The 15,399-nt window shown below is 29.0% G+C and carries 12 protein-coding genes; 4 read left to right on the top strand and 8 right to left on the bottom strand.

Features of this window, described 5'->3' with window-relative positions; genetic code table 11:
* Positions 1–223 precede the first annotated feature (223 nt).
* Together BUA48_RS06795 and pckA are read left to right on the top strand one after the other, a co-directional pair.
* Entirely contained in the window at positions 224–1,954 is a 1,731-nt protein-coding gene (locus BUA48_RS06795) for a tetratricopeptide repeat protein (RefSeq protein WP_072831307.1), read from the top strand.
* 264 nt (positions 1,955–2,218) lie between these two features.
* Positions 2,219–3,796 (top strand): phosphoenolpyruvate carboxykinase (ATP), encoded by a 1,578-nt coding sequence (pckA, locus tag BUA48_RS06790; protein ID WP_072831306.1) that lies wholly within the window; start codon positions 2,219–2,221, stop codon positions 3,794–3,796.
* 340 nt (positions 3,797–4,136) lie between these two features.
* Here pckA and BUA48_RS06785 read toward each other — a convergent pair whose 3' ends face one another.
* On the bottom strand, positions 4,137–5,000 hold the full coding sequence (locus tag BUA48_RS06785; RefSeq protein WP_242944315.1) for a ComEC/Rec2 family competence protein: 864 nt from the start codon (positions 4,998–5,000) through the stop codon (positions 4,137–4,139).
* 226 nt (positions 5,001–5,226) lie between these two features.
* Here BUA48_RS06785 and BUA48_RS06780 point away from each other — a divergent pair, with 226 nt between their 5' ends.
* Positions 5,227–5,958, top strand: coding sequence for a lysophospholipid acyltransferase family protein (locus tag BUA48_RS06780; protein WP_242944314.1), 732 nt, complete (start codon positions 5,227–5,229; stop codon positions 5,956–5,958).
* Between the two features lie 234 nt (positions 5,959–6,192).
* Here BUA48_RS06780 and BUA48_RS06775 read toward each other — a convergent pair whose 3' ends face one another.
* The 6 genes from BUA48_RS06775 to BUA48_RS06750 form a co-directional block, all read right to left on the bottom strand.
* Positions 6,193–7,647 carry an NADP-dependent glyceraldehyde-3-phosphate dehydrogenase gene (locus tag BUA48_RS06775; protein WP_072831305.1) on the bottom strand — a complete coding sequence of 485 codons (1,455 nt, stop codon included), beginning with the start codon at positions 7,645–7,647 and terminating at the stop codon, positions 6,193–6,195.
* 64 nt (positions 7,648–7,711) lie between these two features.
* Positions 7,712–7,924 carry a DUF378 domain-containing protein gene (locus tag BUA48_RS06770; RefSeq protein WP_072831304.1) on the bottom strand — a complete coding sequence of 71 codons (213 nt, stop codon included), beginning with the start codon at positions 7,922–7,924 and terminating at the stop codon, positions 7,712–7,714.
* A 69-nt stretch (positions 7,925–7,993) separates the two neighbouring features.
* Entirely contained in the window at positions 7,994–8,377 is a 384-nt protein-coding gene (gene panD / locus BUA48_RS06765; RefSeq protein ID WP_072831303.1) for an aspartate 1-decarboxylase, read from the bottom strand.
* Between the two features lie 12 nt (positions 8,378–8,389).
* Complete coding sequence (gene panC / locus BUA48_RS06760) at positions 8,390–9,229, bottom strand: pantoate--beta-alanine ligase (protein ID WP_072831302.1); 840 nt, start codon at positions 9,227–9,229, stop codon at positions 8,390–8,392.
* A 101-nt stretch (positions 9,230–9,330) separates the two neighbouring features.
* Complete coding sequence (gene panB, locus BUA48_RS06755) at positions 9,331–10,158, bottom strand: 3-methyl-2-oxobutanoate hydroxymethyltransferase (RefSeq protein WP_072831301.1); 828 nt, start codon at positions 10,156–10,158, stop codon at positions 9,331–9,333.
* Complete coding sequence (locus tag BUA48_RS06750) at positions 10,142–11,005, bottom strand: Rossmann-like and DUF2520 domain-containing protein (protein ID WP_072831300.1); 864 nt, start codon at positions 11,003–11,005, stop codon at positions 10,142–10,144. Before BUA48_RS06750 ends, panB begins: the two co-directional genes overlap by 17 nt.
* 285 nt (positions 11,006–11,290) lie before the next feature.
* Between BUA48_RS06750 and BUA48_RS06745 the strand changes: the two genes are divergently transcribed.
* The gene (locus tag BUA48_RS06745) at positions 11,291–11,659 is read left to right on the top strand and encodes a hypothetical protein (RefSeq protein ID WP_072831299.1); all 369 of its coding nucleotides are present in this window, start codon (positions 11,291–11,293) and stop codon (positions 11,657–11,659) included.
* 48 nt (positions 11,660–11,707) lie between these two features.
* Here BUA48_RS06745 and BUA48_RS06740 read toward each other — a convergent pair whose 3' ends face one another.
* Positions 11,708–14,704, bottom strand: a complete 2,997-nt coding sequence (locus BUA48_RS06740) for a vitamin B12-dependent ribonucleotide reductase (RefSeq protein WP_072831298.1) — start codon at positions 14,702–14,704, stop codon at positions 11,708–11,710.
* Between the last annotated feature and the right edge of the window lie 695 nt (positions 14,705–15,399).

Here is a 15,399-nt window from a genome sequence, read left to right as displayed (position 1 = left end):
CACCTCATTATGATTAAAATAACATCCTTAATATAATTTTAACATTTTTTGTGAATTTGTCTAATAATTTGTGGTAAAATTTACAAGTAAGATTTATTTTATTAGTACATTAAGCATAAACTTAATTAAAGCATATTTTTAATTAAATAAATTAGTATGTTTATTGTATTTATATATAAAAAAGTAATTATATATTTATTATACATAAAAGGAGGGCAAATTAATGAAAAAAATAGAAAAAAAACATTTAATTTATATTTTAATCTCAATAACAGTATTGATTGCAGCTATTTTTACGTACAAATATGTAAATAATAAAAAATATGAAGAGGAAAAGAATATTGCTGAATCTTTATATATTAATGAAAAGTATGAGGAGGCAATAGGGGTATATGAATCCATACTTAAAAAATATAAAAATAAAGAAGAAATCATGAAAGAGTTGATAGATACTTATTATATGACTAATAAAATGGATGCTGCCCAAAGCTATATTGAAAAGCTTAGTAATAAAAATGAAAGTTATTCAGGTGAAGATAGAATAGTCATGAGTAAGCTTTTAAATGGAGAAGTACAGGAAGCTAAAAGTAAGGGGGAAGAGCTTTTAAGTAAGGCCAAAAATAAAGAACTTCTTAGAGTTATGCCTCTTGTTTATATGTGCAATAATGATTATGAGAAAGCAGAGGAAATGCTAGGGGAATTTGAAAAGGTAGTAACTAATTCAAATGATCATGTAGACTTATTTAATATGTATATAGTTACTGGTAAGGATAAAGAAAAGAGTTATGAGCTTTTATTACAAGCTTTTAAGAAAGATAAGAATAACTATAGGATTTATGATGCCTTAGCACAGAATACAACTTATAATTTTGATAAAACTGTAGAAGAACTTGAGAAGTTAACTCAAAGTAATCCTAATGAATTAGGGTATAAAGTGTTTCTTTTAAAGGCATACAGTACATCAATAGATTATGAGGATATATGTGAAAACTTACTTGAGAATATAAAAAAGGAAAAATTAGAGGACTTTGATATTAGGTTTTTAGAGGCTTCTATACTATTACAAAGTAAAAAAGAAGAAAAGGTCAAGAGTGGAATAGAACTTCTTAATAAGGCAATAGAAGAGGAAAAGTATGTTGATAGAGCATATAATGCTTTAAGTTGGTTTTATGTAAAAGAGGATGAAAATAAGGCTATGGAGTACTATGAGGAATCTATAAAAGCTAATTTAGATTATGTAGATAACTATGGGGCATTAAAGTATGAACTAATGATGGCTAGTGGACTAGAAAAGGGTGGCGAGGAAGAGTTTAGAAGAGCTATGGTTTTAGATCCATATAACTATAGTTTGATTATGAAAATAGGACAGTACTATAAATCTTTTAATAATTTTGAAAAAGCTATAGATTTATATAAATTATCAGAATGTATGCTACCTAAGGACTTAGCTGTAAAGGAGAAAATATCACAACTTTACCTGGATGATAGACAAGCTTATTTAAATAAAATTACTAATGCATCAAGCGATGAAGAAAAAGAAGAATATAAAAAGCAATTAAAAAATATTGATGATAATATAATAGAAAAATTACATCAATGTATCGATATATCAGATGAAAAAGATAAATATTATAGAACTATAGGCACATTGCATATAACAAATAGGAACTATGAAGAAGCACTTAAAAACTATAATAAAGCCTATGAATTAAATGTAACAGATGTGAAAAATATTAATAATTTAGGTGCCTATTATATTAGCATAAATGCTGAAATGGAAAAAGCATTGAAGTATCTAGAAAGTGCCAAAGAGTTTGCAGAAAAGGAAAAAGATAAGAGTGTAAAACAAATAGTCAATGAAAATTATAAGAAAATAAAAGAACTTGAAAAGGAGTATTATTTAGCTAAGCATAAAGAGGTTTTAACCATACCGGATTTTAAATATTTTTATTAACATAATAACTAGATTTTGGATTAAATTAAAAAAATCTGAAATCTAGTTAAGTTTTTTGCAATGAAAAAGTATTAAAATGTTGTATAATTATAAAGGTAAAATTGCAAGGTCGAATTAACTAGAATGAAAGTTAATAAAAAATGCAAGAAAAAATTCAAAAATTTATTGATTTTTATAAGAAATAGTGTATCATATATATTAAATAAACTATACAAAATGTAAGGGGGAGCACCTAAAAGTATTACAACTTTGGGGAAAATAAGTATGAATATAGTTAGTGAAAAGTCAAGAGCGGTAGATATAAAAACAAATGGGAAAGTTTATAGAAATTTATCCGTTGAAGAATTAGTTAATAAATCTTTAGAGAATAAAGAGGGAACTTTATCAGATGCAGGAGCTTTAGTTATTGATACAGGAAAATATACTGGAAGATCCCCTAAAGATAGATTCATAGTTATGCAAGACAGTATAAAGGATAAGGTAAATTGGGGAGATAGTAATTTACCAATTGAAGAAGAAGTTTTTAATAACTTATATAATAAAGTGCTAGAGTATTTAAGTGAAAAAGATTTATATATATTTGATGGAGAAGTAGGAGCAGATTCTAAATATAGTTTACCTATAACAGTTATTAATGAGTTAGCTTCTCAGAATTTATTTGCTACACAATTATTCAGAAGATTAGATAGCAAGAACATAGATGGACATGTTGCAGAATTTACAATTATAGCTGCACCAGGATATAAAGCTGAAGGAGAAAATGACGGAATTAATTCAGAAGCTTTCATTTTAGTTAACTTTGATGAGAAGATTGTTTTAATTGGTGGAACGCAGTACTCAGGTGAAATTAAAAAATCTATGTTTTCAGTAATGAATTTCATTATGCCAGATAAAGACGTATTCCCAATGCATTGTTCTGCTAATAAGGATGAGCAAGGGAATACTGCAATATTCTTTGGATTATCAGGAACAGGAAAAACTACTTTATCAGCAGATCCAGATAGAATACTAATAGGGGATGATGAACATGGATGGTGTGATGAAGGTGTATTCAACTTTGAAGGTGGATGCTATGCTAAGGTTATAAAATTAGAAAGAGCTAAAGAAAAAGAAATATTTGATGCTATAAGATTTGGAACAGTACTTGAAAATGTTGTTGTTGATTCAGAGGGAAAACCAGACTATAATGATGGAAGTAAAACTGAAAATACAAGAGCAGGTTATCCTATAGATTATATACCTAATGCTGATATTAATGGTAAGGGTGGAAATCCTAATACAGTAATTTTCTTAACAGCAGATGCTTTTGGAGTACTTCCTCCAATCTCTAAGTTAAGTAAAGAAGCTGCAATGTACCACTTTATGTCAGGATATACAAGTAAATTATCAGGAACAGAAAGAGGGATTACAGATCCTAAAGCAACTTTCTCAGCTTGTTTTGGTGAACCATTTATGTTAAGAAGCCCTTATGTATATGCTGAATTATTGGGTAAGAAAATAGAACAAAACGAAACTGAGGTTTACTTAGTAAATACAGGGTGGACAGGCGGTCCATATGGTATAGGAAAGAGAATGAACTTATCTTATACTAGAGCTATGGTTAAAGCTGCTATAAGCGGTGAATTAGCTAAAGCAGAATATACTAATAATGGTTTATTCAATGTTTCTATTCCTAAGAGTATAGAAGGAGTTCCAAGTGAACTTTTAAATCCAGAAAATACTTGGGAAAATAAAGATGACTACTATAAAAAGGCAAAAGAATTAGTAGAAAGATTTAATGAAAACTTTAAGAGATATGAAGATGTACCAGAAAATATTATAAATGCTGGTCCTAGAATTTAATATTTCTCTTAAAATATTTTAATAATGCTTACAAAGAAACTTTTAGAAAACTAAAATGTTTCTCCTTAAATACAAAAGCCATGTATTACTAGAGTATTCTAATAATACATGGTTTTTAATTTTGATAATTATAAAGAAGAAGATTTTCATATAATAGGGTATTAGATCATGTATATTTTAATAAATAACTCTAACTATAATAGAATTAAGTTTGTTTAGGTAATAAATGAGAACATAACTATATATGTAGAATATTAATTGAAATATATATAATATAAGAAATAAAGTTGTATTTAATTTTATTATGGATAAAGTTATTTTATTAAAGCAATATTTAAGGTTATTTTAATTTATATATATTTGTTCCATCGCTACTAAGCACAATGGTATCTTCCCTATCAGTACGAAGTATTTTTACATTAAATTCTGATAAGTATTTTAATACTTCCTTAGAGGGATGACCGTAGCTATTTGAAGCTGCACAAGAAATAATAGCTATTTTAGGTTTTACATTATTCAAGAAATTCTTGGAGGTAGAACTATTGCTACCATGATGACCTACCTTTAAAATTTGAGAATTAAGATTATAATTATTATTAATCATTTCATTTTCACTTATAGCTTCTGCATCTCCTGTAAATAGAAAGGATAGATCATTATAAGTTAACTTTAGGACAGCAGAATAATCATTAAGGTTTTCATAACTACTACTATTTGGAGCAATTATAGAGCAATTTATTTTGTCATTTAAAAGAAAATTTACGCCCTTTTTAGCTTCAATAGGAGTAATATTATGTTTCATAAGTGAGTTAGCCATATCCTCAAAGTATTTACTAGAATCACTTGTTTTTGGCATAATAAAATTATTAACTTTAAATTTATCAAGTACTTCGTCCATTGCGCCTATATGGTCTTCATGTGGATGAGTTGCAATAACATAATCTAAGGTTTCAACCTTACATGATTTTAGATATTTAATCAAATTACTGCTATTTTCATCAGGACCAGCATCAATTAATATAGATTTATTATTAAATTGTATTAGTGAGGCATCTCCTTGACCAACATCAATGAAATGAACTCTAAGTTCAATTTCTTTTAGAGAATTTGCATTACTAAAACAACCATAGTAAAGGAAAGTAGTTAATAAAAAAACTGTTATGTAGAAATATATATATATAGGTTTAAAAAAATTTTTTTTCAAGGTATCCTCCTATAAATAAATCTAAAAAATTAGATATATAATATAAAAATACAAATACTTACAGTTACATATTACATTATTGACATAAAATGGATAAAATAATACTTCAATTATCATATTTCCTCTTATTTCTTGGGAAATAGTTTTATTGAAATTTAAATTACAAAATTGTATAATCAATATAATAAAAGTAATAATATGAGATATTATTAAGGAAGGAATTATTATGAAAATAAAAAATGTCATACCATTTACTAAGATGGTAAGCTCTACGGTAAAAGCAAATACAAATAAGAGAAAGTATAAAAAGTTAAAGGAAACAAATAGCAAGGAAGCTGAAGATTTCTTATTTAAAGTTCTTAAAGAATGGGCGGTTAGTGTATTAAAGACTGCCAAAATGACAGTAAAGGTATATGGAAAAGAGAACTTGATAGAAGGACCATGCTTATTTGCTAGTAATCATCAAAGTAACTTTGATATTCCAACTTTATTTGCAGCTATCGATTCACACATTGGATTTGTAGCTAAAAAGGAATTAGAAAAGTTGCCTATATTACCTTATTGGATGAATGAAATACATTCAGTGTTTTTAGATAGAGAGAATCCAAGAGAGGGCTTGAAAAGTATCATTCAGGGTGGAGAAAACTTAAAAAATGGATATTCTATGGCTATATTTCCAGAGGGTACTAGAAGTAAGGGAAGTGAGATAGGAAGCTTTAAAAAAGGAAGTTTAAAGATGGCACTTAAGGCTAATGTTCCTATTGTTCCTGTTAGCTTAGAAGGATCATATAAAATCTTTGAGGGAAATAACAATGAAGTAAATAGAACACCTGATGAAATAAAAGTTTACATAGGAAAACCTATTTATGTTAAGGATATGGATAAGGAAGATAAAAATAGAATTCACGAAATAGTTGAAGAAGTAGTAAGAAAAAATAAGGAAGAGTTTTTAAAATAATAATTTGCATTTATATTAGGATAAAATTATTTTTAAATTAATTAAGTATAATGGAATTTAAGTTATACTCATTCTTTCTAGAGATAAGCTTACTTATAGAATAAATTCAAAGATTAATATAAATTTAGAATATTAATCCTTGAATTTATATATAAGAATATAATTTAAAGCATATAAAAAATAACCTATAGAATATACTGAAGAGGTATATTCTATAGGTTATATATTTTTGAATTATAAGTTATGCATTGTTATATTAGTAGCTTTAAGCCTAGTCATAGACTCTATACTGTATTTTATTCCTTGAGTACCTATACCAGAATCCTTTATACCACTAAAAGGAAAGTGATCAGGTCCTCTTTCTGTTTTAGTGTTTACTTGAACAGTTCCAACTTCTAATTTAGAGGCTATATAAAATGCATTATCAATATTAGAAGTAAAGATAGAAGATTGAAGACCATAGTTACTTCTATTACAGATATTTATAGCTTCTTCAATAGAGTCAATTCTAATTATAGGTAGAACTGGTCCAAAGGGTTCAACCCAAGCTATATCCATGTCTAAGCTTACATTGTCTAAGAGGTAAGGGGATATTAAGTTGTTTTTTCTTTTATATTCTACTAGTTGTTTAGCATTTTTAGAAAGTGCATCTTTAATTAAGGATTCAACAAAATCAGCGGAAGAATTATCAATAAGAGGAGTTATTGTAACATCAGTTTCTTCAGGATTTCCAACCTTAAGCTTGCTTACTTCCTTAGCTAATTTTTCGCTGAATTTATCTGCTATAGAGTTCATAACTAAAACTCTTTTAATAGCAGTACATCTTTGCCCAGAATAACTGTAAGCACCAGAAACAATTTCTTTAACAGCTCTATCTAAATCAGCATCTTCCAATACTATTGCAGCATCTTTACCTCCAAGTTCCATAAGAAGGGGAACCATGCCAGCAATTTTTGCTATATGTTTCCCAACCTCAGTACTTCCAGTAAAGTTTATAAAATCAACATCTTCATGTGTAACTATATAATCACCTATTTCAGAACCTTTTCCTGTAACTGTATTTAGAACACCCTTTGGTACTCCAGCTAAAGAAAAAATTTCGCAGAGATGAAGGGCACTTATAGCACCTTGAGTTGGAGGTTTTAGTACAATAGAGTTACCACCCATTAAAGCAGGAGCAATTTTAGATGCTGATAAATTAATAGGATAGTTAAATGGAGAAATAGCTAGTATTACCCCCATAGGAACTCTTGTAACAAAGGAAATTTTATTTTTTTCGAATCCAGGGAAATTATCAGCATAAATTACTTCTCCCTCTAAATGTTTTGCAGCATCTGCCGTAAATCTAATAAAGGTAGCTGTTCTAGTTACCTCTGATAAGCAAGACTTTTTATCTTTACATATTTCATTCATTAAAATATTAGCTAGAACTTCTTTATTTTCCTCTAAAAGATTAGCAGCTTTATATAAAATATTAGCTCTTTCACTTACAGGAGTATTTGCCCAAGAAGTCTGAGCTTTTTTTGAAGATTTTAAGACCTTATTAATATCCTCTTGACTCATTGCAGGGATGGTACCTAATAAGGAATTATTTAGAGGATTATAAATTTCTATGGAGTTTTGAGTAGTTACCCATTCTCCATCAACAAGGTTTCCATAGTTTTTATTAACACATATATCTTTTAACATTCATTTCCTCCCTTCTAAGGATAATAAAAATCCCTCTTATAAAAATAAGAGGGATTGGCTTATATTATTTTACGTCTTCACTATCAGAGCTAAATAACCCAAAGAAAGATAATGAATATAAGCCTGCAATTCCTACTAAACCATAAATTACTCTACTGAACATTGTCATGCTTCCAAATAATGCAGAAACTAAATTAAAACCAAAGAAACCTATTAGTCCCCAATTTACAGCACCTATAATGACAAGTAAAAGCACGATAATATTTAATGCTTTCATAAGTAAACATCTCCTTTTTATTAGGTTATGAGTTTAGTATTTGCAGGTTTTTTAAAAATATGTGTAAAATTATTTTACTTCACCATGTTTTTCATAATGACAAATTTCTTTTATAGAATTATCATCATTTACAAAAATAACAGTTGGTTTATAGTTTTTAGCTTCTTCTTCATCCATCTCACCATAAGCCATAATTATTATTTTATCATTAGGCTGAACTAATCTAGCAGCAGCACCATTTAAACATATAACACCGCTTCCAGCGTCACCAGCTATTGTATAAGTCTCTAATCTACTTCCGTTATCTATATCAACTATTTGAACCTTTTCATACTCTAAAATTCCAGAAGCTTTTAATAAATCTTCATCAATAGTTATACTTCCTACGTAATCTAATTTAGCCTCAGTAATAGTTGCTCTATGAATTTTTGCTTTTAGCATGGATAATTTCATTGTGTTTTCCTCCTAGTATGTAAAGTTATCTATTAATCTAGTTTTGCCTATATAAACAGCAATTGCTACTAGTATAGGTGCATTTATATTTTCTACAGGACTTAGAGATAAACTATCAACCACTTCAACATAATCCATTTTAGCAAGTGGTTCAGTAGAAAGTGAGTTTATAATTATATCTTTTATTTTATTAGCAGAAGTTTCCCCCTTACTTAAGGCCTCTTTTGCTTTATTTAAGCTTTGACTTAATATTAAAGCTGATTTTCTTTCTTCCTTAGAAAGGTAAGCGTTTCTTGAACTTTTAGCTAAGCCATCGCATTCTCTAACTATAGGACAACCAACTATTTCTATATCAAAGTTTAAGTCTCTTACAAATCTTTTGATTACTGCTAATTGTTGTGCATCTTTTTCACCAAAGTAAGCTCTATCAGGAGTTACGATGTTAAAGAATTTACTTACAACTAAACATACACCATCAAAGTGTCCAGGTCTCTTAGCACCACAAAGAAGGGTAGTAAGACCACTAACAGAAACTGAAGTAGATTTATCCTCAAAATACATTTCAGATGCCTCAGGGAAGAATACTAAATTTGCACCACTTTTTTCACAAATTTCAGTGTCTCTTTCTAAGCTTCTAGGATAATTATCTAAGTCTTCATTTGGACCAAATTGTGTAGGGTTAACAAATACACTTACTACAACTTTATCATTTTCCTTAGCAGCTCTTTCTATAAGGCTCATGTGACCTTCATGCAAGTATCCCATAGTAGGTACAAAACCAATAGAAAGTCCTTGTTTTCTCCATTCTTTAACTGTTTCTCTTACTTCTTTAATAGTATTTGCAGTTTTCATAATTTAGCTGCTTAAGCAGCTTCACTTCCTTTCATAAATAAGTTTTGATGAAAATAAAACTTCATAGAAACTTCATCCTATGAAGTTTTATTTGATAATTTTTAATATAATTTTTTTAGTGTTTCTTCATCTATTTTAAAACCATGTTCTTCAGAGGGGAAAACTCCTTCTTCAACTTCTTTTATATAAGAAGTAACCCCAGACTTTATAGCTTCTCCAACATTAGCAAAGGTTTTTACAAATTTTGGCTTAAAATCTGAGAACATATTTAACATATCTTGATAAACAAGTATTTGACCATCACAGCCAGCGCCTGCTCCAATGCCTATTGTAGGTACTGAAACTTCCTTTGAAATAATTTCAGCAAGTTTAGCAGGAATACATTCTAAAACTATGGAAAATACACCAGCAGCCTCTAATTTCTTAGCATCTTCTATAAGAGCTTTTGCTGCATCTTCACTTTTCCCTTGAACCTTAAACCCACCAAACATATTAACAGATTGAGGAGTTAAGCCTATATGTCCCATCACAGGAATTTGAGCTTTAACTATAGCTTCTACTTGTTCACAAACAGAAGCACCACCTTCAAGCTTAACAGCATGGGCACCAGCTTCTTTAATTAATCTACCGGCATTTTTTACTGCATCATAAACAGAAGTTTGATATGACATAAATGGCATATCACCAACAACTAAACAATTATCACAACCACGTGCAACAGCTTTAGTATGATGAATCATATCCTCCATAGTTACACTTAAAGTATCCTTATATCCAAGACATACCATTCCTAAAGAGTCACCAACTAAAATTCCGTTAATTCCACAACCATCAAAAAGTTTTGCCATAGAATAGTCATAGGCTGTAAGCATAGTTAGCTTTTCGCCCTTAATTTTTGAATTTAAAAATGTACTAACTGTGTTTTTCATCATTATATCCTCCTAAATATGTCTCTAACTGTGAATAATTTTTATCAGGATTTTTTTCTTTGCATAATTTCACTAACTTATTAGATAAATTGGTATAAAGTAAAATATCTTCTTTAGGAATTACAGATAAATGATTTGTTATAGTTCCTATATCATTTCTATCTACAGGACCAGTAACTGCTTTAACAAAACCTTTTTCTTCAATGTTGTTTAGGTTATTTTTTATAAGTGGTAAAAGGGCTTTTAAAGCATCATTTTTATCAACACCACAAAGAGATAAATAATCAACACCTGTGTTTAAAAGTGATAAGGTTAAATTAGCAACTGTTACACTGGCTAAATGGTATAGATATTTTTTCTCTTTTTCAATAATAATAATCTCATTTCCTAAAGTTTTTATAAGGGACTCTATATAAGATAAATATTTAGAATCACCTTCTAGTGAAAAATATGCTGAGTTTAAATCTTTATAGGAAGTATACTTGTCTGAAAAGGCATACATGGCATGAAGTGAATAACCATAGGCTCCAAAATTGCTTATGTTTGAAAAAACTTCCGAAGAAATCGAACCACTACAATGACAAATAATTTTGTCTTTAATATAGTAGTTTTTTAAGTCATTCCATACAGTACTAATAAAATCATCAGGCGTAGTTATAAAAATAAATTCTGTATCATTTAAAAAATCTTTTAAATCAGTATAAAACTTTGAATTAGTAAATTGTGCAGCTTCCTTAGCACTTTCAAGAGTCTTGCTGTAGTAGCCAGAGACTTCAATATTATTAATAGAGAAGTACTTACCAAGGCTAAAGCCTACTTTGCCCGCTCCTATAAAACCAATTTTCAAAATATCACCACCACGATAATATTTAACTACTCCTGCCTTATTGTCTTACTCTATATAGATGTAAGCAATGAATAAAAAAACTATAAACAATTAAGGTGCAGTTCCTTACAGATACTACCCAAGAATATTTTAGCATAAAATTTGAAACAAAGAAATTTAAAGAAAATTCAAAAAATAACAAAGAAATAACAGGAAAATATTAAAAGTTTATAAAGTATATTGATATAATCTATAAAATGTAGAATAATACTTTATATAGGTTAGAACATGAGAGGAGTTTTTTTAATGTTTAAGGATGTATTATTTATACTAATTTTTTCAATTATAGGATTTATAGTTTTCACAGTACTAAAAGAGTATGTTTTAGATCGAGTAAAAATCAATAAGTGGATAGTACTTGTACTAGCATTGGTTGTTGCATTTGTTCCAGGGTATTTAGGGGTAGATGCTACTAGCTTCTTAGGAAAGTACATAATTCCAGCTATATATGTAATATTATTTTTATGGTTTATTGATCTTTGTGGCTTATTTAATTGGTTTGAAAAAAAGTCTAATGATAAGGAAAGATTAAAACATAATAAATATGTAAAACAAGTTGACAAGAAACATGATGTTATAAAACCTAAAGCTAAGAAAAATAGAGCTTCAAAATAAAAGCTATGAAAAATGCACTAAGGAAATTTCCTTAGTGCATTTTTATTTTTAGCTACATCCAGTTGTAGTTCCACAGTCCATACAAACTTTACAAGTACCGTTTCTAACTAATCTTGTACTAGCACAGGATGAACATACTTCAGAGTAAAGTCTTTCACCAGTTACTTTCTTTGGATTAACTTTTGAAGTATCCATAGAGTCTGTGGATACTTCACAGTCTAAGGAAATCATTGTTGGTAAGTTGAAGTTTTCAGGCTTAACTTGACAACGAGAGAAATCTCCAAGTTCTATATCAATAACTTTGCTTATTAAATCAGAAATAGAGGATACATTTTTAATGTAAGGGTGTTTTTGTACAAAGCCATAAGGTTCATATTTTTGACCTCTTAACATTTTAGCAATGTCCTTAGCAGGTACATGGTACTGCAGCATAACAGAAATTGATTTTGATAAAGAGTTAAGCAATCCTGTTATTATAGTACCTTCTCTATCTGTAGTTATATATATTTCACATATTTTACCGTTTTCATCTCTGTTAACAGTAGTATATATTTTAACATCATCTATTTGAGCAGGATGAGTTGTTCCTACTCTAATTCCAAGTGGCTTATCTCTATGAGAGTATTTAGAGTAACTTAATTCTCTTGCTTTATTAAGTAAATCCTCATAATTTAAGTCCTCAAGCTTAGCCTCTTCATTTTCACTTAAAGTATTATTTAGAGGTTGACTAGCTTTAGAGGAATCTCTGTATAAAGAAATACCTTTTACACCTAATTTCCAAGAATCTAAAACAACCTTCTTAAAGTCATTTATTGTTGCGTTCTTTGGAAGGTTTACTGTTTTAGATATAGCTCCAGAGATTAAAGGTGTAATAGAAGCCATCATTAAAACGTGACCCTTAGCAGAGATATATCTATCACCACTTCCACATTTGTTAGCTGTGTCAAATATAGCTATGTGTTCTTCTTTTAAATGAGGAGCTCCTTCAATTTTACCGTCAAGGATTTTCTCATATTCAAAACCATTTTCATTAACAGTTTCTTTTCTAGAAACATACTCAAGTATATCTGCAATTTCTTCCTCGTTATAGCCTAGGTTTTTTAAAGAAAGCTCAATAACAGGGTTAACAATAGTCATATATCCGCCACCAGATAATTTTTTGTATACTATGTGACTAAAGTAAGGTTCAATTGAAGTAGCCCCACAGTCCATAGCAAAAGAAATAGTTCCAGTAGGTGCAATAACAGATACTTGTGCATTTCTATAACCGAAAGTTTCACCATATTTAAGTGCATCTTTCCAAGAGTTAATTAAGGCAGAACTAACCTTGTCTAAACCTTTAGCTTTTAGTAGTTCATGATTTACTTCAAGTGGTGTATAGTTTAAGTTTTCATAAGATGAATCTAAAGCACCTGCAACTCTACAGTGGTTACGAATTACTTTTAACATATGCTCTTTATTTACATCATACTTTTCAAAAGGACTTAACTTTTCAGCCATTAAAGAAGATACATAATAAGAAGTTCCTGTTAATGTACCAACTAAAGCAGCGGTTAAAGCTCTAGCTTCTTCTGAATCATAAGGATATCCCATAACCATAAGTAAAGAAGCTATATTAGATATACCTAATCCTGTTGTTCTAAACAAATGAGTTTTTCTGCAAATATCAGCAGTAGGGAAGTTCCCCCAATGTATAGATGCTTCTAAAGCAAGCTGAACAAGTCCAACTAAGTGAACATAAGAATCTACATCAAAAGTTTTAGTTTCTGCATTGTAGAACTTAAATATATTAATTGAAGCTAAGTTACAAGCTGTATCATCTAAGAAAGCATATTCTCCACAAGGGTTAGTTGAATTTATTCTATTATATTTAGCATTGAATACACCATCTTCTCCACAAGGACAAGTGTGCCATGCATTAAATGTATCATCAAATTGTGGTGCAGGATCTGCACATTTCCAAGAAGATTCATTAAAGTTTTCCCAAAGATCCTTAATTTGTACAGTTCTAGTAACGGAATCATCCACACGTCCTTTAAGATCTAAAGTAGAATCAGGATTTACATCTAAGTCATCTACCTTTTTCATGAACTCATCAGAAAATCTAATAGAGTTATTACCGTTTTGACCAGAAACTGTTTCGTAAGCTTCCCCTTCAAAACCTATTTCATAACCCATCTTTCCAAGAGCACGAACTTTATCCTCTTCTTTAGCTTTCCAAGACATAAATTCCATGATCTCAGGGTGATCTACATCAAGAATAACCATCTTAGCAGCACGTCTAGTTGTTCCACCAGATTTTATAGCACCGGCATTTCTATCAAAGGATTTTAAGAAACTCATTAATCCAGAAGAAACTCCACCACCAGATAATCTTTCACCAACAGCTCTAATATTTGAGAAGTTAGTACCAGTACCAGAACCACCTTTAAATAACTTAGTTTCAGTTACAAACTGTTCCGATATTGAATGTTCACCTAAAAGTTTATCTTCAATAGAAAGTATGAAACAAGCAGAAGCCTGAGTTCTAGAATAGAAATCTTCACACTTCTTTACTTTCTGTTCTTTAACATCATAGTAAAAGTTATTATTTGAGTTACCAGCTATACCATAAGATAATTTCAATCCAGTATTAAACCATTGAGGTGAGTTAGGAGCATACATTTGCTTTAAAAAAGCATAAACCATTTCATCATAAAAAATAGTTCTTTGCTCCTCATTTTCTATAATTCCTTCGTCAACTAAAGATTCAGCCCAAAAATTAACTAATCTATGTGCAATCATTTTAAGACTATTTTCGTATCCTAATTCATTATTTATACCAGCTTTTCTAAAATACTTAGAAGCTATAATATCACAAGCATTTTGTGAATATTCAACGGGAAATTCTAAGTCCTTCATATCTACTAGTGTAGTTCCAGTTTTGTGATCTTTTAAGATAACATCAACTTTTTTCCAATTAAATAGGTCAAAGACAGTTAAGTTTTTAGATGTTTCTAACTCTTTAGTAAAAACTCTTTTGAATATAGTATCAAGTTTTTTCATTATATTATGCTTAAGCCATTCTAAATTTAGAATGCTTTAAGCTTCACCTCCAATATCGCTATATTTTAACTAAGAAAAACTATATAAGATTACTTCATAAGAAGGCTACATATAATTTCTCTTGAGAATTTATCAGTATTTATTAATAAAAATTCCAAGACTACTATACAATATATAGTTGCAAAGCTCGAAATATATACCACATTTAGTATTATATCTTAAGAAAAATACTATTACAATAGTGAATCTTAATCTTTATAGGAAACTAAAAGAAATGAGAATAAACTAGTGAAAAATAAAGAATATTAAAGAGAAATAATTATCACAAAATATATATTAATGGTAAAACACAACTTTGACAATAGTATTTTTGTTGTAAATTACATGAAATTTATTTTAATATATAAACTAAATTTTCTTAATATGATAAAATGATGTAGTGAAAAAGTACTTTTGTATATTCTTTGTTTCATAGCAACATAATTATTTATGAGACATTTTAATAAAATTTATACATGAGCTTTGATGCGAATTGTGAAATGAAATAAGATAATTTTAGTATTTTTCTAAGGTAGTAGGATATAAAAACTAATAAATAAGGAGGGAGGCTTTAGTAAGAGGGAAAGAATATAGATATGTATTATATAAGATTTAGTTTTTATAAGACATAGAAACTAATATTTATAATTCAAAGT

This window comes from Clostridium collagenovorans DSM 3089 (assembly GCF_900130005.1).
GTDB classification, from domain to species: domain Bacteria; phylum Bacillota; class Clostridia; order Clostridiales; family Clostridiaceae; genus Clostridium_D; species Clostridium_D collagenovorans.
Note: the sequence above shows the minus strand (reverse complement) of the source record. Positions and strands in the feature narration are given on the sequence as shown.